The sequence below is a fragment of the Streptomyces sp. NPDC006140 genome, assembly GCF_040628815.1.
GTDB lineage: Bacteria > Actinomycetota > Actinomycetes > Streptomycetales > Streptomycetaceae > Streptomyces.
In genome coordinates, this window is the sequence record NZ_JBEXTS010000003.1 from 175,251 (window position 1) to 193,444 (window position 18,194).

General features: G+C 72.3%; 16 protein-coding genes. 8 read left to right on the plus strand and 8 right to left on the minus strand.

Annotation, left to right across the window (positions count from 1 at the left end; genetic code table 11):
- Positions 1-5 precede the first annotated feature (5 nt).
- Positions 6-1,877, minus strand: coding sequence for a sialidase family protein (locus ABZ386_RS10250; protein WP_358964532.1), 1,872 nt, complete (start codon positions 1,875-1,877; stop codon positions 6-8).
- 140 nt (positions 1,878-2,017) lie between these two features.
- The gene (locus tag ABZ386_RS10255) at positions 2,018-2,935 is read right to left on the minus strand and encodes a zinc-binding dehydrogenase (protein WP_351343075.1); all 918 of its coding nucleotides are present in this window, start codon (positions 2,933-2,935) and stop codon (positions 2,018-2,020) included.
- Positions 2,936-3,059: 124 nt separating this feature from the next.
- On the opposite strand from ABZ386_RS10255, the gene ABZ386_RS10260 reads away from it, so the two are divergent.
- Positions 3,060-3,497, plus strand: coding sequence for a MarR family winged helix-turn-helix transcriptional regulator (locus ABZ386_RS10260; protein ID WP_351343073.1), 438 nt, complete (start codon positions 3,060-3,062; stop codon positions 3,495-3,497).
- Between the two features lie 97 nt (positions 3,498-3,594).
- Here the strand turns inward: ABZ386_RS10260 and fdhD are convergent, their stop codons facing one another.
- Genes fdhD through ABZ386_RS10285 form a run of 5 tightly spaced genes read right to left on the minus strand, consistent with a single transcriptional unit; the run spans position 3,595 to position 10,031 of the window.
- On the minus strand, positions 3,595-4,443 hold the full coding sequence (fdhD, locus tag ABZ386_RS10265) for a formate dehydrogenase accessory sulfurtransferase FdhD (RefSeq protein WP_355723170.1): 849 nt from the start codon (positions 4,441-4,443) through the stop codon (positions 3,595-3,597).
- 7 nt (positions 4,444-4,450) lie between these two features.
- Positions 4,451-5,311 (minus strand): 2Fe-2S iron-sulfur cluster-binding protein, encoded by an 861-nt coding sequence (locus ABZ386_RS10270; RefSeq protein ID WP_358964534.1) that lies wholly within the window; start codon positions 5,309-5,311, stop codon positions 4,451-4,453.
- Positions 5,308-7,131 (minus strand): NAD(P)H-dependent oxidoreductase subunit E, encoded by a 1,824-nt coding sequence (locus ABZ386_RS10275; RefSeq protein ID WP_358964536.1) that lies wholly within the window; start codon positions 7,129-7,131, stop codon positions 5,308-5,310. Before ABZ386_RS10275 ends, ABZ386_RS10270 begins: the two co-directional genes overlap by 4 nt.
- A 6-nt stretch (positions 7,132-7,137) precedes the next feature.
- Positions 7,138-9,063 carry a molybdopterin-dependent oxidoreductase gene (locus ABZ386_RS10280; RefSeq protein WP_356615822.1) on the minus strand — a complete coding sequence of 642 codons (1,926 nt, stop codon included), beginning with the start codon at positions 9,061-9,063 and terminating at the stop codon, positions 7,138-7,140.
- Complete coding sequence (locus ABZ386_RS10285; protein WP_358964538.1) at positions 9,060-10,031, minus strand: 2-dehydropantoate 2-reductase; 972 nt, start codon at positions 10,029-10,031, stop codon at positions 9,060-9,062. The genes ABZ386_RS10280 and ABZ386_RS10285 overlap by 4 nt, the downstream gene beginning before the upstream one ends.
- A 235-nt stretch (positions 10,032-10,266) precedes the next feature.
- Here ABZ386_RS10285 and ABZ386_RS10290 point away from each other — a divergent pair, with 235 nt between their 5' ends.
- The 4 genes from ABZ386_RS10290 (at position 10,267) to ABZ386_RS10305 (ending at position 13,650) form a co-directional block, all read left to right on the plus strand.
- Positions 10,267-11,601, plus strand: coding sequence for an OFA family MFS transporter (locus tag ABZ386_RS10290; protein ID WP_358964540.1), 1,335 nt, complete (start codon positions 10,267-10,269; stop codon positions 11,599-11,601).
- Positions 11,570-11,710: a hypothetical protein gene (locus ABZ386_RS10295; protein WP_190050259.1), complete on the plus strand. Its 141-nt coding sequence runs from the start codon at positions 11,570-11,572 to the stop codon at positions 11,708-11,710. Before ABZ386_RS10290 ends, ABZ386_RS10295 begins: the two co-directional genes overlap by 32 nt.
- Positions 11,711-11,860: 150 nt before the next feature.
- Entirely contained in the window at positions 11,861-12,799 is a 939-nt protein-coding gene (locus ABZ386_RS10300; RefSeq protein WP_114256389.1) for a beta-ketoacyl-ACP synthase III, read from the plus strand.
- A gap of 173 nt (positions 12,800-12,972) precedes the next feature.
- Positions 12,973-13,650 carry a GntR family transcriptional regulator gene (locus ABZ386_RS10305; RefSeq protein ID WP_351343058.1) on the plus strand — a complete coding sequence of 226 codons (678 nt, stop codon included), beginning with the start codon at positions 12,973-12,975 and terminating at the stop codon, positions 13,648-13,650.
- 5 nt (positions 13,651-13,655) lie between these two features.
- Here ABZ386_RS10305 and ABZ386_RS10310 read toward each other — a convergent pair whose 3' ends face one another.
- Positions 13,656-14,096 (minus strand): PaaI family thioesterase, encoded by a 441-nt coding sequence (locus ABZ386_RS10310; protein WP_356503325.1) that lies wholly within the window; start codon positions 14,094-14,096, stop codon positions 13,656-13,658.
- A gap of 255 nt (positions 14,097-14,351) precedes the next feature.
- Between ABZ386_RS10310 and ABZ386_RS10315 the strand changes: the two genes are divergently transcribed.
- From ABZ386_RS10315 to ABZ386_RS10325, 3 genes are all read left to right on the plus strand, one after another.
- Complete coding sequence (locus tag ABZ386_RS10315) at positions 14,352-15,533, plus strand: ROK family transcriptional regulator (protein WP_351343054.1); 1,182 nt, start codon at positions 14,352-14,354, stop codon at positions 15,531-15,533.
- A 90-nt stretch (positions 15,534-15,623) separates the two neighbouring features.
- Positions 15,624-17,141 (plus strand): sugar ABC transporter ATP-binding protein, encoded by a 1,518-nt coding sequence (locus tag ABZ386_RS10320; RefSeq protein ID WP_358964542.1) that lies wholly within the window; start codon positions 15,624-15,626, stop codon positions 17,139-17,141.
- Entirely contained in the window at positions 17,138-18,157 is a 1,020-nt protein-coding gene (locus ABZ386_RS10325) for an ABC transporter permease (RefSeq protein ID WP_351343050.1), read from the plus strand. Before ABZ386_RS10320 ends, ABZ386_RS10325 begins: the two co-directional genes overlap by 4 nt.
- The last annotated feature ends 37 nt before the right edge of the window (positions 18,158-18,194 follow it).

Below are 18,194 nucleotides of genomic sequence, written 5' to 3' on the forward strand. Positions count from 1 at the left end.
TGACGTTAGTTGCTGCCGCTCACCTGGTCCATGGGCAGCCACAGCACCGTGCCCCGGGCGGCCGCGCCCGAGGCGCCGGAGGCCAGCTCCTTGTCGGACAGGGCCCGGTTCCAGACGCGGACGTCGTCGATCGCCCCGGTGAGGTACGCCCTGCTGTCCATGCGCTGGCCGATGTGCACGCCGAACGGGGAGTTGCGGCTGACCGAGCCCGGCACGTCCGCGGTGGTGAGCGCCTTGCCGTCGAGGAAGAGCGTCAGCGTCCCGCCGCCGCGGCGCAGCGCCAGGTGGTGCCAGCGGCCGTCGTTGTGGGCGCCGGCGGCCGACACCGAGGCGTTCCTGACGGTCGCCGCGCCCGACCGGGTGGTGATCAGCGCCCGGACCCGGTCGCTCGCCGGCTCGCCGCGCAGCCAGATCTGCGGCTGGGTGCTGCCGATGCCGCCCATCCACAGGAACGGCTGCTCGCCGGCCGTGGCCGTGTACCGGAAGAACAGCGACGCCGTGAAGTCCCCTTCGCCGAGCGGGAGCCCGGACCGGTACGGCAGGCGTACGGCGTCGTCGGTGCCGTCGAAGGACAGCGCGCTGCCGCGGACACCGGCCGTCCGCCCGGCACCGCCGAGCACGGCCGCCGGCTTGGCGCCCGCCGCGGCGTCACGGGTGGTCGGGTCGGCGCCCCGGCGGGGTTTCAGCCAGTCCTCGGTGAAGCGGGCGAAGCGGATCTCGTCACGGGCGTCGACCGCCCCGCCCTCGTACAGCAGGCCGACCGTCGAGCCGTCGACCGCCGCCATGTCGGAGTAGCCGGACCAGTCGGTGGTGACGACCGTGCCCCGGTCCACGCTCTCCCAGGTGCGCCCGCCGTCGTAGGAGGAGCGGACCATCATGGTGCGGCGGCGGTCGGGGTCGGCCGGGGCCGACAGCAGCATCCGGTCTCCGAGGCGCAGCGTGGCGCCCTGGACCTGCGGGGTGTAGAGGTCCGGGAGAGCGCGGAAGGGCGTGGCGAAGCTGTCGCCGCCGTCGAGGCTGAAGGTCTGGGCCCGGTGGCCGAGGTCGGTGCCGTCCTGTTCCCGTCCGCTGACGAGGAGGGCGCCGTCGGCGCGTTCGGTGAGCGTCACCTCGGACGGCTTCTGCCGGAACGTGCCGTCCTGCGCTATGGGCCAGGTGTCCGTGGCGCCGACCCGCCAGGAGTCGCCGCCGTCGTCGCTGACGATGAGCGCGGCGTGGTTCGCGGAGACGCGACTGCCGTTCCACGTCTCGGTGTTGACGCCGAAGACCAGCCGCCCGGCGTGCTCGCCGCGGGTCAGCTGGATGCCGTGCACGGGGCCCGTGGCGTACCAGGAGTTCCAGTGGTCGGGGAGGATCTGGTCGCTCAGGTCGCGCGGCCGGGACCAGGTGCGGCCGTCGTCGTCGCTGTACTGCAGGTGCGGGGTGCGGTCGCAGGGGATCTGGCAGTTCCCGGCGTCCGTGCGGCCGGTGTTGTACGTCTCGGCCAGCAGGATGCGGCCGGTCCTGCGGTCCACCAAGGGCGCGGGGTTGCCGTGCGTGTCGCCGGCGCCCTCGTTGACGACCTGGAGCGGGCCCCAGGTGCGGCCGCCGTCGGTGGAGCGCTTGAGGACGATGTCGATGTCGGCGGCGTCACCGCAGTTGAGGACCCGGCCCTCGGCGAAGGCGAGCAGCGTGCCGGACGTGGTCCGCACGATCGCCGGGATCCGGAAGCAGGCGTAACCCGGGTCCTGGGAGGCCTTGAAGAGGACCTGCTGCTCGAACTCCGGTAACGCCGTGGTGGGCCGGGCGTGGGCCGGACCGGTGGGCGCGAGGAGGGCCGCGGCGGCGAGAGCGGCTGTCAGGGTGGATCTCAGACGGGTACGAAGACTTGACGGCATGGTGCGACCTGCCCTTCATGCGTCTGTCGGCTGGACCACCGGGACGTGCGAACAGACATCCGGTCATCCGGACATCCCACGTCCAATGTGTGGGCCACAGACGGTACTTGGCTTCACAGACCCCCCACAAGGAGCGTGCGTCAGGGGATCAGTACGACCTTTCCGAGGTTGGAGCGCGCCTCGATCTCCCCGTGTGCCTTCGCCGCGTCCTCCAGGGCGAACTCCCCGTGCACGACGGGCCGGATCTCTCCCGCGGCGAACAGCCGCCACAGCTCCTCGCGCCACAGCTCGTACAACTCCGGCTTCCCGCGGGCGATCCGGGCCATCTGGAACCCGATCACCGACTTGGCGCCCACGAGCAGGTCGTACGCCCGGATCGTGCCGCCGCCCGAGCTGTACGCCACGAGCCGCCCCTCCGGGGCGAGTGCGGCGAGGGCCGGGGTGAGCAGCTCGCCGCCGACCGCGTCCAGGGCGTAGTCGACGGGGGTGCCCCAGCTGTCGTCGCCGTACGCGACGACGTGGTCGGCGCCGAGGCCGCGGACGAAGTCGGCCTTGGCCGGGTCGGAGACGGCTCCCACGACGCGTCCGGCGCCGCGGGTCCGGGCCAGTTGCACGGCCAGGTGGCCGACGCCGCTCGCCGCCGCCGTGACCAGGGCCGCCTCGCCCGGCTCGGGGCGCGCCGCCTCCAGGGCGCCGAGGGCGACCAGGCCGCTGCGGACCAGGGCGACCGCGTCGACGGCGCCGGCGCCTGCCGGGACCGGGGAGGCCATGGCCTCGTGCAGCAGTGCGAAGTCGGCGTAGCCGTGGCCGAAGCAGAGCCCCGTCACCCGGTCGCCGGTGCCGAAGCGGGTCACGCCCTCGCCGACCGCCGTGACCTCCCCGGCGATCTCGCCGCCGAGCGGGACCGGCTCGGCCGCCTCGGTGACCTTGCGCACCACCGGGAGCGTGACGCCGATCGCCTCCGCGCGCACGAGCAGCTCTCCGGGGCCGGGCTCGGGGACCGGTGCCTCCTCGACGAACAGGGGGCCGCCTCGGGATTCGTAGCGGACGCGGCGCATCGCACCTCCGGGGTCGTCGGTGATCCCAACACACTCGTCGGGCATCCCAACGGATTCGTTGGGATGCCCAACGGTATAGGACGATCATAGGGAGAACCAACGATTTCTTGGTTAGGCTGCGGCCATGTCGGAAGCCCCCCTCCCCGCGATCCGCTCCCTGCCCAGCTGGCTCCTCGGCCGCGCCGCCGCCCGGGGCCGCGCCCTGGTGGCCGAGGCGCTGGCCGAGCAGGACATGCGGATGTGGCACCACGTGGTGCTGTCCGCCGTCCGCGACCTCGGGCCCGTCGCCCAGGCCGACCTCGGCCGCGGGATCCGGCTGGACCCCAAGGACCTGGTCGGCATCCTCGACGACCTCCAGGCGGCCGGCCTGGTCGTCCGCGAGCCGGACCCGAAGGACCGCCGCAAGAACGCGGTGTCCCTCACCGCTCGGGGAGCCCGGCTGCTGAAGCGCTGCGAGAGGGCGGCCCGCGCCGCCAACGACGAACTGCTCGCGCCCCTGACACCGGCCGAACGCGAGCAGTTCACGGGCATGCTGCTGCGGATATCCGGCACGGCCGACTAGGCGCCGCGCCCCGGGCAGGCCGAGACGGGGCCCCTGCGGCGCAGGGGGCGCTCCCCGCCGGTCGGGGCCCCGCCGCCGTGCAGCGGGACGAACCTGCTCAGCCCTGGGCGGCCGCGGCCCGCAGAGCGATGCGGTCCTCACCCGCGTACACGTTCATGGAGGCGCCCCGCAGGAAGCCCACCAGCGTCAGGCCCGTCTCGGCGGCCAGGTCCACCGCCAGCGACGACGGCGCCGACACCGCCGCCAGGACCGGGATGCCGGCCATCACGGCCTTCTGCGCCAGCTCGAAGGAGGCCCGGCCCGACACGAGCAGGACCGCCCGCGACAGCGGCAGCCCCCCGTTCTGCAGGGCCCGGCCGACCAGCTTGTCGACCGCGTTGTGCCGGCCCACGTCCTCCCGGACGTCCAGCAGCTCGCCCTCCTCGGAGAACAGGGCCGCCGCGTGCAGGCCCCCCGTCCGGTCGAAGACCCGCTGGGCGGCGCGCAGCCGGTCGGGCAGGCTCGCCAGCAGTTCGGGGGTGACCCGGACCGGCGGGGTGTCGGCGATGGGCCAGCGGGCCGTGGTGCGCACCGCGTCCAGCGAGGCCTTGCCGCACAGCCCGCAGGAGGAGGTCGTGTAGACGTTCCGCTCCAGGGTGATGTCGGGGATCACTACCCCCGGGGCCGTCTGCACGTCGACCACGTTGTACGTGTTCGAGCCGTCTGTCGTCGCCCCGGCGCAGTAGACGATGTTCCGCAGGTCCCGCTGCCCGCCCAGCACGCCCTCGCTCACCAGGAAGCCCGCCGCCAGCGCGAAGTCGTCGCCGGGGGTGCGCATGGTGATCGCCAGGGGCTTGCCGTTCAGCCGGATCTCCAGGGGTTCCTCGGCGACGAGCGTGTCCGGGCGGCTCGAGACGGCCCCGTCCCGGATGCGGAGCACCTTGCGTCGTTCCGTGACTCGTCCCATGTCCTGATCAGCCCCGGTTCTGTACGTGCTGGTAGCCGAAGCGGCCCTTGATGCAGAGGTTGCCGTGGGTCACCGGGTTGTCGTGCGGCGAGGTGACCTTCACGATCTCATTGTCCTGCACGTGCAGCGTCAGGTTGCAGCCCACTCCGCAGTACGCGCACACCGTCGTCGTCTCCGTCTGCTTCGACTCGTCCCACGCACCCGCCGCGCGCATGTCGAACTCCGACTTGAAGGACAGCGCGCCCGTCGGGCACACCTCGATGCAGTTGCCGCAGTACACGCACGCCGAGTCGGTCAGCGGCGCGTCGTGCTCCACCGCGATCCGGGCGTCGAAACCGCGCCCCGCGACCGAGATCGCGAAGGTGTTCTGCCACTGGTCGCCGCAGGCGTCCACGCACTTGTAGCAGAGGATGCACTTGTCGTAGTCGCGCACGTACAGCTCGTTGTCGACCTTCGGCTCCTCGTTGAGCCGGGCCGCGTCCGGGCCGAAGCGGTCCGGCTTCGCCTCGTACTCCTTCAGCCACTCGGCGACCCGGGGCGTGGTCGACAGGTCGACGGAGGACGCTAGCAGCTCCAGGACGATCTTCCGGCTGTGCCGGGCGCGCTCGGTGTCCGTGCGGACCTCCATGCCCGGCTCGGCCTTGCGGGAGCAGGCCGGGACGAGCGTCCTGGACCCCTCGACCTCGACGACACAGACCCGGCAGGCGTTCTTCGGCCGCAGGGTGTCGCCCTCGCACAGGGTCGGGATGTCCTTGCCCGCCGCCCGGCAGGCGTCGAGGATCGTCGAGCCCTCGGGGACCCGGGTCTCCTGCCCGTCGAGGGTGAACTCCAGCAGCCGGCGCGGGATCCCCAGCGGTGTGACGGTCATTCGTACGCCCCCAGACGGTCGATGGCGGATTCCACGGCGTTCCAGGCGGTCTGCCCGAGACCGCAGATCGAGGCGTCCCGCATCGCGCGGCCGACCTCCCTGAGCAGGGCGATGTCGCCCGCGGCGGCGGCACCCGTGCGCTCCGCGATCCGGTGCAGCGCCTCCTCCTGCCGCACGGTCCCGACCCGGCAGGGCACGCACTGCCCGCACGACTCGTCCCGGAAGAACTCGGCGATGCGCAGCAGCAGCCGGGGGAGGGGCACGGTGTCGTCGAAGGCCATGACGACCCCCGAGCCCAGGGTCGTGCCGGCCTCGCGCGTGCCCTCGAAGGTGAGCGGGATGTCCAGCTCGTCGGCCCGGACGAAACCGCCGGCCGCGCCGCCGAGCAGCACCGCCCGCAGCCCGTCCCGCACCCCGGCGAGCGCGAGCAGCTCACCGAGGGTCGCGCCGAACGGCAGCTCGTAGACACCGGGCCGCTCCACGGACCCGGACACGCAGAACAGCTTGGGCCCGGTGGACCGCTGGGTGCCGATCGCCGCGTACGCCGGGGCGCCCATGGTCAGGATCGGCAGGACGTTGACCAGCGTCTCGACGTTGTTCTCCACCGTCGGCCTGCCGAACAGGCCCTTCTCCACCGGGAACGGCGGCTTGGAGCGGGGCTCGCCGCGGTAGCCCTCGATGGAGTTGAACAGGGCCGTCTCCTCACCGCAGATGTAGGCGCCCGCGCCGCGCCGGATCTCGATGTCGAAGGCGTAGCCCTGGCCGAGGACGTCGTCGCCGAGCAGCCCGCGCGCGCGTGCCTGGGCGATGGCGTGCTCCAGGCGGTGCAGCGAGCGCGGGTACTCGCCGCGCAGGTAGAGGTAGCCCCGGTGGGCGCCCGTGGCGTACCCGGCGATCGTCATCGCCTCGATCAGCGCGTACGGGTCGCCCTCCATCAGCACCCGGTCCTTGAAGGTGCCGGGCTCCGACTCGTCGGCGTTGCAGACGAGGTAGTGCGGATGGTCCGGCTGGGACGCCGTGGCCTGCCACTTGCGTCCGGTGGGGAAGGCGGCGCCGCCGCGCCCGACCAGGCCTGAGTCGGTGACCTCGCGGATGACCCCCGCCGGACCGAGCTCGAAGGCCCGGCGCAGGGCCGTGTAGCCGCCGTGGGCGCGGTAGTCGTCCAGGGACGCCGGGTCGACCACGCCGACGCGGTGCAGCAGCATCAGGCCGTCCTGGCCGGCCTGGGGCACCGCCAGCGCGGCCGGGGGCTCCTCCGGCGCCGAGTCCGGGGCGCTCGCGGCGAGGACGGCCTCCTCGACGGTCGCCGGAGCCGACACCGCCGTACGGACCGGGTCACCGGCCTTGACCGCGAGTGCCGCCGGGGCGCGTTCGCACAGGCCCAGGCACGGGCTGCGCTCCACGCTCACCCCGCTGCCCGGGCCCAGCCGCTCCTCGATCCCCGCGCACAGCTGCGGCGCCCCGGCCGCCGCGCACGCCAGGTCCGTGCACACGTGCAGCACGGTCGCCGGGCGCGGTTTGACGGAGAACATGGCGTAGAAGGTGGCGACCCCGTACGCCTCCGCCGGTGGCACCGTCAGCCGCCGGCACAGGTAGTCCAGGGCGCCGTCGCTGATCCAGCCGACCCGGTCGTTGATCGCGTGCAGCCCCGGCAACAGCAGGTCACGGCGGTCGCGGGCCGCACGCCCGCCCCGGGCCCACCTCAGGTCCGCGTCGGAACGGTCGGCGCCCTCCCAGGAGGACTCCGGTGGCCCGAGCAGGGCGTCGACGGCCGCCCGTTCCTCGTCCGTCGGTTTGCTGTCGCCGAAGTGCAGGTCCACGGTGCGTCACCCCACGATGGTCGCGATGGGCAGCTTCTCGATCCGGATCGCCGACGCCTTGAACTCCGCCGTCCCCGCGATCGGGCAGTTCGCCTCGATCGTCAGCTGGTTGGTGTCCACCTCGTCGGGGAAGTGCATGGTCATGAAGGCGAGCCCGGGCCGCAGCGCCGGGTCCACCCACACCGGTGCGGTCACCGACCCGCGCCGCGAGGTGACCTGGACCTCCTCGCCGACGACCACCCCGTAGCGCTCGGCGTCCTCCGGGGACAGCTCGATGTACTCGCCGCGCCGCAGCGGGGAGGCGTAACCGCCGCTCTGCACACCGGTGTTGTACGAGTCGAGCCGCCGCCCGGTGGTGAGCCGGATCGGGTACCGCTCGTCGGTGAGGTCCACGGGCGGGTCGTGCTGCACGATCCCGAACGGCGCGAGCCGGCCGCGTTTCGCGGGGTCGGGGTCCCACAACCTGCCGTGCAGGTACGTCGGTTCCAGTCCGTCCGTGCTGGGGCAGGGCCACTGGATGCCCTGGTGCTCCTCCAGCCGCTCGTACGTCATGCCGTAGTGGTCGGGGGAGACGGACCGCAGCTCGTTCCACACGGTCTCGGCGTCGGCGTACTTCCAGTCGTGGCCGAGGCGGGCCGCGAGGTCGCAGATGATGTCGATGTCCTCGCGGGCCTCGCCGGGCGGGGTGACGGCCTTGCGGACGCGCTGGACGCGGCGCTCGCTGTTGGTGGTCGTGCCCTCGGTCTCCGCCCAGCCGGCCGTGGCGGGCAGGACGACGTCCGCCAGCTCGGCCGTCTTCGTGAGGAAGATGTCCTGCACGACCAGGAAGTCGAGCGCCTTCAGCCGCCGCACGGCCTGCTCGCTGTCGGCCTCCGACTGGGCCGGGTTCTCGCCGATGCAGTAGACGGCCTTGAGCGAGCCGTCCTCCATCGCCTCGAACATCTCCGTGAGGTTCAGGCCGTAGTGCGGCTGGATGACGGTGTCCCAGGCCGACTCGAACTTCAGCCGCGTGTCCGGGTCGAGGATGTCCTGGAAGCCGGGCAGGCGGTTGGGGATCGCGCCCATGTCACCGCCGCCCTGCACGTTGTTCTGCCCGCGCAGCGGCTGCAGGCCGGAGCCGTAGCGGCCGACGTGCCCGGTGAGCAGGGACAGGTTGATCAGGGCGCGGACGTTGTCGGTGCCGTTGTGGTGCTCGGTGATGCCGAGCGTCCAGCACAACTGGGCGCGCTCGGCCCGGGCGTAGGCGTGGGCCAGCTCCCGGATCGCCGCGGCCGGGACGCCCGTCACCTTCTCGGCGAGCGACAGCGTCCAGGGCTCGACCAGCGCCTTGTACTCCTCGAAGCCGGTGGTGGCGCGCTCGATGAACGCCTCGTTGGCGAGCCCCGCGTGGATGATCTCGCGGCCGATCGCGTGCGCCATCGGGATGTCCGTGCCGACGTTCAGCCCGAGCCAGCTCTCCGCCCACTCGGCGGTCGACGTCCGGCGCGGATCGACCGCGTACATCCGGGCGCCGTTCCTGATCCCCTTCAGCACGTGCTGGAAGAAGATCGGGTGCGCGAAGCGGGCGTTGGAGCCCCACATCACGATGACGTCGGTGTGCTCGATCTCCTCGTACGACGACGTCCCGCCGCCCGACCCGAACGCCGCCGACAGCCCGGCCACGCTCGGGGCGTGGCAGGTGCGGTTGCAGGAGTCGACGTTGTTGGTGCCCATGACGACCCGGGCGAACTTCTGCGCGACGTAGTTCATCTCGTTCGTCGCCCGGGCGCAGGAGAACATGCCGAACGCGTCGCGGTTGCGGGCCAGTCCACGGGACGCGCGGTCCAGGGCCTCCTCCCAGCTCGCCCGGCGGAAGGGCTCGTCGCGCGAGTCCCTCACCAGCGGATGGGTGAGCCGTGTGTAGGTCTTCGGGGTTCGATCGCGTTTGCTCATGCGGCGCTCCTCAGCGCGAGCAGGTCCGAGATGGCGTGCACGGTGCGCAGGGTGGGCACGTCCACGCCGGTGATCTCCGCCAGCTCGACGACCGCCGCGAGCAGCACGTCGAGTTCGAGCGGCTTGCCGCGCTCCAGGTCCTGGAGCGTGGAGGTGCGGTGGTCGCCGACCCGCTCGGCACCCGCGAGCCGGCGCTCGATGGAGACGCCGACCTCGCAGCCCAGGGCGTTCGCCACCGCCAGCGTCTCGGTCATCATGACCTCGATGACCCTGCGGGTGCCGCCGTGCAGGCACATCTGCCGCATGGTCGCGCGGGCCAGCGCGCTGATCGGGTTGAAGGAGATGTTGCCGAGCAGCTTGACCCAGATGTCGCCCCGCAGGTCCGGTTCGACCGGGCACTTCAGGCCGCCCGCCTGCATGGCCTCGGAGAATGCCAGGCACCGCCCGGACAGGCTGCGGTCGGGCTCGCCGATCGAGAACCGCGTGCCCTCCAGGTGCCGTATGATCCCGGGCCCTTCCAGCTCGGTCGCCGCGTAGACGACACAGCCGACGGCCCGTTCGGGCGCGAGCACCGCACTGACCGCGCCGTCCGGGTCCACGCTCTCGATGCGGTGGCCGTCGTACGGGCCGCCGTGCCGGTGGAAGTACCACCAGGGAATGCCGTTCTGGGCCGCCACGACGGCCGTGGTGTCGTGCAGCAGCGGCGCGATCAGCGGCCCGCACGCCGCGTACGCGTTGGCCTTCAGGCCCAGGAAGACGTAGTCGACCGGGCCGACCTCGGCCGGGTCGTCGGTCGCGTGGGGGTGCGCGGTGAAGTCGCCGCGTGGGCTGCGCACCCGGACTCCGTGCTGCCTCATGGCCGCCAGATGCGGTCCACGGGCGATGAGATGCACGTCGGCGCCCGCGCGGTGGAGCGCGGCGCCGACGTAGGCGCCGATGGCACCGGCGCCGAGAACTGCGACTTTCACGGGAACACTCCGTTCGGTTTGAGGGATACCGCGGAGGTGACTGCCGAAGGGCGGCCGTGCGACTGGTGTCCGGCTCGCGCACGGCTTGTGTCGACGAAATATTGTCTACAGTATGGAGGTTGGGGCGGCAAGGGTCCGTACGCCGACCGTTCGGCGCATGCCGGATACCGCTCATCGCATACGGTCGACGCGCCGCCTTCTCAACTGCCGTGCGGATCCCTACCGTCCGGGGTTCATGAGTCCCCCCGTCGCGCCGCCGGGCTGGAGCCGCTGGCTCGTCCCGCCCGCCGCTCTCTCCGTACACCTCTCCATCGGCCAGGCCTACGCCTGGAGCGTGTTCAAACCGCCGCTCGAGTCCGCGCTCGGCCTCAGCGGCACGCAGAGCGCCCTGCCCTTCCAGCTGGGCATCGTCATGCTGGGCCTGTCCGCCGCGTTCGGCGGCACGCTCGTGGAGCGCAAGGGCCCGCGCTGGGCGATGACCGTCGCCCTGGTCTGCTTCTCCTCCGGCTTCCTGCTCTCCGCGCTGGGCGCCGCCCTGGAGCAGTACTGGCTCATCGTGTTCGGCTACGGCTTCGTCGGCGGCGTCGGCCTCGGCATCGGCTACATCTCGCCCGTCTCCACCCTGATCAAGTGGTTCCCGGACCGGCCCGGCATGGCCACCGGCATCGCCATCATGGGCTTCGGCGGCGGCGCGCTCATCGCCTCGCCCTGGTCGGCGCAGATGCTGGAGTCGTTCGGGTCCGACAGCTCCGGCATCGCGCTCGCCTTCCTCGTGCACGGGCTGTCGTACGCCGTCTTCATGTTGCTGGGTGTGCTTCTGGTCAGGGTCCCGCGTGCTGCCCCAGGGGCGCGGGGAACGGCGCGACAAGCCCTCACCGGCCCGCAGGTCTCCGCGAACCAGGCCATCCGCACCCCGCAGTTCTGGCTCCTGTGGATCGTGCTCTGCATGAACGTCACCGCGGGCATCGGCATCCTGGAGAAGGCCGCGCCGATGATCACGGACTTCTTCGCGGACACCTCCACACCGGTCTCGGTGACCGCCGCAGCAGGCTTCGTCGCGCTGCTGTCCGCGGCGAACATGGCGGGCCGCATCGGCTGGTCGTCGACGTCCGACCTGATCGGCCGCAAGAACATCTACCGCGTCTATCTCGGCGTCGGCGCCCTGATGTACGCCCTCATCGCCCTGTTCGGCGACTCCTCCAAGCCGCTGTTCATCCTGTGCGCGCTGGTGATCCTCTCCTTCTACGGCGGCGGATTCGCGACCGTTCCGGCCTATCTGAAGGACCTGTTCGGCACGCACCAGGTCGGGGCCATCCACGGGCGGCTGCTCACCGCCTGGTCCACGGCCGGGGTCCTCGGCCCGCTGATCGTGAACTGGATCGCCGACCGGCAGGAGGAGGCGGGCAGGCACGGCGCGTCCCTGTACGGGCTGTCGTTCGTCATCATGATCGGGCTGCTCGTCGTCGGCTTCGTCGCCAACGAACTCGTCCGGCCCGTCCACCCGCGTCACCACATCCCGGCACCGAAGGAGGCCGCGCATGTCGAGCCCCAGCAGTCAGAGTCCGCCTAGCCCGGACCGGCGGTGGCTCATCGCCTTCGCCTGGACGTGGGTGGGCGTGCCGCTCGCCTACGGGCTGTACGAACTGGTCCGCAAGGCGACGCAGCTGTTCACCGGCTAGGTGTTCGACGGCTTGCCGGGTGTCCGGGGCGCTGACGGAAGCTGACAACGCGGGCGGCCGTTTCCTGTCGCCTTGGCTGCCGTCGTACCCGCGAGTCACTGATCAGACTGGTGGATCCGCTACCCAAGGCAACGAGGGGGACCTGCCCACATGAACGGCTCGCGCATCGCCGCCGTCGGCCACTACCAGCCCGCCAAGGTGCTCACGAACGAGGACCTGGCGGGCCTGGTGGACACCAGTGACGAGTGGATCAGGAGCCGGGTGGGGATCCGTACCCGCCACATCGCGGGCCCCGACGAACCGGTCGACGAACTGGCGGCGCACGCCGCCGCCAAGGCCCTCGCGGGCGCCGGACTGGCCCCGGCCGACATCGACCTGGTGCTGGTCGCCACCTCCACCGCCGTCGACCGCTCGCCCAACACGGCCGCCCGGGTCGCGGCCCGCCTCGGCATCCCGCAGGCCGCCACCATGGACCTCAACGTCGTGTGCGCCGGCTTCACCCACGCCCTCGCCACCGCCGACCACGCCGTCCGCGCGGGGGGCGCGAGCCGGGTGCTGGTCATCGGCGCCGACAAGATGTCCGAGGTGACCGACTGGAGCGACCGCACCACGTGCGTGCTCGTCGGGGACGGGGCCGGAGCCGCGGTGGTCGAGGCCGCCGCCGAGCCCGCCATCGGGCCGGTGCTGTGGGGGTCCGTGCCCGAGATGGGCAACGCCGTGCGGATCGAGGGGACGCCGCCGCGCTTCGCCCAGGAGGGGCAGAGCGTCTACCGCTGGGCGACCACACAGCTGCCGCCCATCGCGCGCCGGGCGTGCGAGCGGGCCGGACTGGAGCCCGCGGACCTCGCCGGGGTCGTGCTGCACCAGGCGAACCTGCGCATCATCGAACCCCTCGCCGAGAAGATCGGCGCCGTGAACGCCGTCGTCGCGCGCGACGTCACCGAGTCCGGCAACACCTCGGCCGCGAGCATCCCGCTGGCCCTCTCCAAGCTGGTCGAGCGGGGCGAGGTCTCGACGGGCGACCCGGTCCTGCTGTTCGGGTTCGGCGGGAACCTCTCCTACGCCGGACAGGTCGTCCGCTGCCCCTGAGCCCCGCCGCTCCGTCGGTTCCGCTGGCTCCGCCGCGGTGTGACGCGGTCAACTCCCCGAAGCGCTGGTCCCTGTGAGCCGTAGACTGTAGACGAAAGACAATCGATACTGACTCTGCGGCGACACCGGATTCCGCCGCGCTGTGCAGGGCCCTGCCGAGGAGGGGGACCGCGATGCTGTCGACAGGCCTGCCCCAGGGGGCGGTACCCAAGCTGGAACGCCCGGGTCCGCTGCGCGACCGTGTGTACGAGGCACTGCTCGAACTCATCACCACCCGTGCGCTCCAGCCCGGCCAGCACCTCGTCGAGAGCGAGCTCGCGGGACATCTCGGGGTCTCCCGGCAGCCGGTGCGCGAGGCGCTGCAGCGGCTCAACACCGAGGGGTGGGTCGATCTGCGGCCCGCCCAGGGCGCGTTCGTGCACGAGCCGACGGAGGAGGAGGCCGACCAGCTCCTCACGGTCCGTACGCTGCTGGAGGCCGAGGCGGCCCGGCTCGCGGCGGCGTGCGCCGACAGCGCGGGCATCGCCGCCCTGGAGGCGCTGTGCGCGGAGGGCGAGCAGGCCGTCGAGGCCGACGACGTGGACGGGGCCGTCGCCATGAACGCCCGCTTCCACGCCAAGATCATGGAGCTGGCGGGCAACGCCGTCCTCGCCGAACTGGCCGCCCAGGTCGACCGGCGCGTGCGCTGGTACTACACGCCGGTGGCCCGCCAGCGCGGCCACCAGTCCTGGATCGAACACCGCGAACTCATCGCGGCGGTCGCCGCCCGGGACGAGCAGCGGGCGACCCAGCTGATGCGTGAACACACCGAGCACACACGACGGTCGTACCACGCGCGCGCCCGCTCCTGAGGCCTTCACCGGGCGCGGGCCGCACCGGCGTCGGTGCGGCCCGCGCCCGTCAGCACCGCCTGGGTCTGTGTCGTCTGGCCCACCAGAGTGCCGCTCTCGTCGCGCAGGTCCGTCCGGACCGCGATGAAGGAGCGGCCCACGTGCACGGGGTGCGCCTCGGCGCGGACGGTGCCCGACTGCACGGCGCGGAAGAAGTTCGTCTTCGACTCGACCGTCGAGGTGCTCGCGCCCGGCGGCAGATTGAGGAACGCGCACACCGCGCCGGCCGTGTCGGCCAGTGCCATCAGCGCGCCGCCGTGCAGGACGCCACCCACCGTGCACAACTCCGGGGTCCAGGCGAGCGCGGCCTCGACCCGCGCGGGGGCGGCCTCCTCCAGGGCGATGCCCAGCTCACCGGCGAAGGGCACCGCCCGCAACAGGGCTTCCAGGGCAGGGGCGTCGGACATTCGGGACCTCCCGACAGGGCGACCAGGACGAGGGCCCAGCCTGACCCGGGCCCGCACCCACGGTCGATTACCTGCGAGGTAAGGGCCGCACTCCTCGCCTTTGTCCTGTGAGTGGAAAAAGTAGGGGGCAATTCCTGCGCGACTTCTTCCCACCCTCGGCAGCCGCTGCTACGTTCCCTCCGAAAGCAAGCCACCGATGTGGCGGAAAACCGGCGCGCACAGGCCGATCGAGGCGGGGAGGGGCTCGTGAGACGCATGACCGCACGACCCGGGAACGCCCATCAGGCCCGACTACTCAAGCTGTTGCGCGACGGCGGCCCCAACTCCCGTGCCCAGCTGGGCGACCAGGTCGACCTCTCGCGGTCCAAGCTCGCCGTGGAGGTGGACCGGCTGCTGGAGACGGGGCTGGTCGTGGCCGACGGTCTCGCCGCCTCGCGCGGTGGCCGCCGCAGCCACAACATCCGGCTCAACCCCGAGCTCCGGTTCCTCGGCGTCGACATCGGCGCGACCTCGGTCGACGTCGCCGTCACCAACGCCGAGCTGGAGACCCTCGGGCACATCAACCACCCCATGGACGTGCGCGAAGGCCCGGTCGCGGTCTTCGAGCAGGTCCTGGCCATGGCCGCGAAACTGAGGGCCTCCGGGCTCGCGGAGGGGTTCGACGGCGCCGGCATCGGCGTCCCCGGGCCGGTCCGCTTCCCCGAGGGCATCCCGGTCGCACCGCCGATCATGCCCGGCTGGGACGGCTTCCCCGTGCGGGAGGCGCTCAGCCAGGAACTCGGCTGCCCGGTCATGGTCGACAACGACGTGAACCTGATGGCGATGGGGGAGCAGCACGCGGGCGTCGCCCGCACCGTCGCCGACTTCCTCTGCGTCAAGATCGGCACCGGCATCGGCTGCGGCATCGTCGTCGGCGGTGAGGTCTACCGCGGTACGACGGGCAGCGCCGGCGACATCGGGCACATCCAGGCCGTGCCCGACGGACGTCCCTGTGCCTGCGGCAACCGGGGCTGCCTGGAGGCCCACTTCAGCGGGGCGGCCCTCGCCCGCGACGCCCTGGAGGCCGCCCAGCAGGGCCTCTCGGCCGAACTGGCCTCGCGACTGGAGACGAACGGCGGCCTCACCGCCGTCGACGTCGCCGCCGCGGCCGCCGCGGGCGACGCCACCGCGCTGGAGCTGATCCGCGAGGGCGGCAACCGCACCGGCCAGGTCATCGCCGGCCTGGTCAGCTTCTTCAACCCGGGCCTGGTGGTGATCGGCGGCGGGGTGACCGGCCTCGGCCATACCCTGCTCGCCGCGATCCGCACCCAGGTCTACCGCCAGTCCCTGCCGCTCGCGACCGGCAACCTGCCCATCGTCCTGGGCGAACTGGGACCCGCCGCCGGCGTCACCGGCGCGGCCCGGCTCATCAGCGACCACCTGTTCTCACCCGCGTAAGCGCACTTCAGCACGTCGGCACCACGCTTTCGGTCCGAGCCCTGCTCTGCCCTGCCCTGAACCGGCCCGCACGCCTGCCAAGGGGACCTCATGGCACCAGAACCACCGCTGCTCAGCATGTCCGGCATCACCAAGTCGTTCCCCGGAGTCCGGGCCCTCGACGGCGTCGACCTCGACGTCGTGGCCGGCGAGGTGCACTGCCTGCTCGGCCAGAACGGCGCCGGCAAGTCGACCCTCATCAAGGTCCTGGCCGGCGCCCACCAGCCCGACACCGGCCGCCTGCGCTGGCGCGGCGAGGACGTCACCCTCCGCTCGCCGATCTCCGCCATGCGCCTCGGCATCGCGACCATCTACCAGGAACTCGACCTGGTGGAGCATCTGTCGGTCGCCGAGAACGTCCACCTGGGACACGAGCCGACCACCGCCGGCTTCGTCGTCCGGGGCAAGGCGGCGAAGGAGTCGACGGCCGCCCTGCTCAAGCGGCTCGGCCACGCCGAGATCGACCCGGGCCGGCTCGTCGGCGAGCTGTCGGCGGCGCAGCAGCAGATCGTGTCGATGGCCCGGGCCCTCTCGCACGACGTGCGGCTCATCGTGATGGACGAGCCGTCCGCCGCCCTCGACCCGGACGAGGTCGACAACCTCTTCCGCATCGTCGGCGACCTGACCGCCGCCGGAGTCGCCGTCGTCTATATCTCGCACCGCCTGGAGGAGATCCGCCGCATCGGCGACCGGGTCACCGTCCTGAAGGACGGCCGGGCCGTGGCGAACGGGCTCCCGGCGAAGTCGACCCCGACCCGTGAGGTCGTCGCCCTGATGACCGGCCGCAACGTCGAGTACGTCTTCCCCGACCGGCCCGTCGCCCCGCCGTCCGGGGAGCCTGTGCTGAAGGTTCAAGGGCTGTCCCGCCAGGGCGAGTTCGAGACGCTCGACCTGGAGGTACGGCCGGGCGAGATCGTGGGCCTCGCCGGACTCGTCGGCTCGGGCCGCTCCGAGATCCTGGAGACCGTCTACGGCGCCCGTAAACCGACGAGCGGTCAGGTGCTGGTCGACGGCCGGGCGTTGAAGCCCGGCAGCGTCCGGGCCGCCGTAAGGGCCGGGCTCGGGCTCGCCCCCGAGGAGCGCAAGGCGCAGGCCCTGCTGATGCTGGAGTCCGTCACCCGCAACGTGTCGGTCTCCTCCATGTCCCGCTTCTCGCGCGGCGGCTGGATCGACCGGGGCGCCGAACTCGGTGCCGCCCGGGCCGCCACCCGCGAGCTGTCGCTCAGGCCCGACAACCCGTCGGCGCCGGTGCGCACCCTGTCCGGCGGCAACCAGCAGAAGGCCGTCCTGGCCCGCTGGCTGCTGCGCGGCTGCAAGGTGCTGCTGCTCGACGAACCCACCCGAGGCGTCGACGTCGGCGCCCGCGCCGAGCTCTACGCGGTCATCCGCCGCCTCGCCGACGAGGGCCTCGCGGTGCTGCTGGTCTCCAGCGAGGTGCCCGAGGTGCTCGGCCTCGCCGACCGCGTCCTGGTGCTGCGCGAGGGCCGGGTCGTCCACACGGCACCCGCGCGCGAACTCGACGAACACCGCGTACTCGACCTGGTCATGGAAGGAAGCCCGGCGTCATGACGCAGCCCGTCTCCCCGCCCCGGGACAGCAGCACCGACAAGGTGCCCCAGGCGCAGCCCCCGGCCTGGCGCGCGGTACTGGTCCGCGCCGACGTCCGCACCCTCTCCCTGCTCGGCGTGCTCGCCGCGCTGGTCCTCATCGGCGGCATCACCAAACCCGACGAGTTCCTCGACACCCGCAACCTGCAACTCGTCCTCACCCAGGCGTCCGTCATCGGCGTCGTCACCGTCGGCATGACCTTCGTCATCGTCTCCGGCGGCATCGACCTGTCGGTCGGCGCGATCGTCGCCCTCGCCTCGGTGTGGGCCACCACCGTCGCCACGCAGGAGTACGGCTTCGCCGGGATCCTCTTCACGGCGGTCGTCGTCGGAGTCGGCTGCGGCCTGGTCAACGGGGTGCTCATCGCCTACGGCGCGATGGTGCCGTTCATCGCCACCCTCGCCATGCTCGCCTCCGCCCGCGGCCTCGCCCTGCAGATCACCGACGGCAAGACGCAGATCGTCACCGTGCCGTCCGTGCTCGACCTCGGCGAGCGCGACGCCTACGTGCTCGGCATCCCGCCGCTGGTCATGGTGTTCGCCGTCGTCACGGTCATCGGCTGGCTGGTCCTCAACCGCACCACCTTCGGCCGCCGCACGGTCGCCGTCGGCGGCAACCCGGAGGCCGCCCGGCTGGCCGGCATCGACGTCCGCCGCCAGCGGCTCTACCTCTACCTGTTGTCCGGGCTGTGCTGCGGCATCGCCGCCTTCCTGCTGATCGTCCTGTCCGGCTCCGGGCAGAACACCAACGGCAACCTCTACGAACTCGACGCCATCGCCGCCGCCATCATCGGCGGCACCCTCCTCACCGGCGGCCGCGGCACCATCACCGGCTCCGTGCTCGGCGTCCTGATCTTCACCACGATCACCAACATCTTCGCCCTGAACAACCTGCAGAGCGACGTCCAGCAGATCGCCAAGGGAGCGATCATCGTCGCCGCCGTGCTGGTCCAGCGCCGTACCGCGAGCACGACCTGAGGGTCGCACCGCTCCCGCCAAGCACGACCTGAGGAAA

What these genes read in the sequence shown, in the direction of transcription:
- ABZ386_RS10325 (WP_351343050.1), top strand. Translation starts at nt 17,138, where the DNA reads ATGACGCAGCCCGTCTCCCCGCCCCGGGACAGCAGCACCGACAAGGTG.
- ABZ386_RS10310 (WP_356503325.1), bottom strand. Translation starts at nt 14,096, where the DNA reads ATGTCCGACGCCCCTGCCCTGGAAGCCCTGTTGCGGGCGGTGCCCTTC.
- ABZ386_RS10290 (WP_358964540.1), top strand. Translation starts at nt 10,267, where the DNA reads ATGAGTCCCCCCGTCGCGCCGCCGGGCTGGAGCCGCTGGCTCGTCCCG.
- ABZ386_RS10280 (WP_356615822.1), bottom strand. Translation starts at nt 9,063, where the DNA reads ATGAGCAAACGCGATCGAACCCCGAAGACCTACACACGGCTCACCCAT.
- ABZ386_RS10255 (WP_351343075.1), bottom strand. Translation starts at nt 2,935, where the DNA reads ATGCGCCGCGTCCGCTACGAATCCCGAGGCGGCCCCCTGTTCGTCGAG.
- ABZ386_RS10260 (WP_351343073.1), top strand. Translation starts at nt 3,060, where the DNA reads ATGTCGGAAGCCCCCCTCCCCGCGATCCGCTCCCTGCCCAGCTGGCTC.
- ABZ386_RS10270 (WP_358964534.1), bottom strand. Translation starts at nt 5,311, where the DNA reads ATGACCGTCACACCGCTGGGGATCCCGCGCCGGCTGCTGGAGTTCACC.
- ABZ386_RS10320 (WP_358964542.1), top strand. Translation starts at nt 15,624, where the DNA reads ATGGCACCAGAACCACCGCTGCTCAGCATGTCCGGCATCACCAAGTCG.
- ABZ386_RS10315 (WP_351343054.1), top strand. Translation starts at nt 14,352, where the DNA reads ATGACCGCACGACCCGGGAACGCCCATCAGGCCCGACTACTCAAGCTG.
- ABZ386_RS10250 (WP_358964532.1), bottom strand. Translation starts at nt 1,877, where the DNA reads ATGCCGTCAAGTCTTCGTACCCGTCTGAGATCCACCCTGACAGCCGCT.
- fdhD (WP_355723170.1), bottom strand. Translation starts at nt 4,443, where the DNA reads ATGGGACGAGTCACGGAACGACGCAAGGTGCTCCGCATCCGGGACGGG.
- ABZ386_RS10300 (WP_114256389.1), top strand. Translation starts at nt 11,861, where the DNA reads ATGAACGGCTCGCGCATCGCCGCCGTCGGCCACTACCAGCCCGCCAAG.
- ABZ386_RS10295 (WP_190050259.1), top strand. Translation starts at nt 11,570, where the DNA reads ATGTCGAGCCCCAGCAGTCAGAGTCCGCCTAGCCCGGACCGGCGGTGG.
- ABZ386_RS10305 (WP_351343058.1), top strand. Translation starts at nt 12,973, where the DNA reads ATGCTGTCGACAGGCCTGCCCCAGGGGGCGGTACCCAAGCTGGAACGC.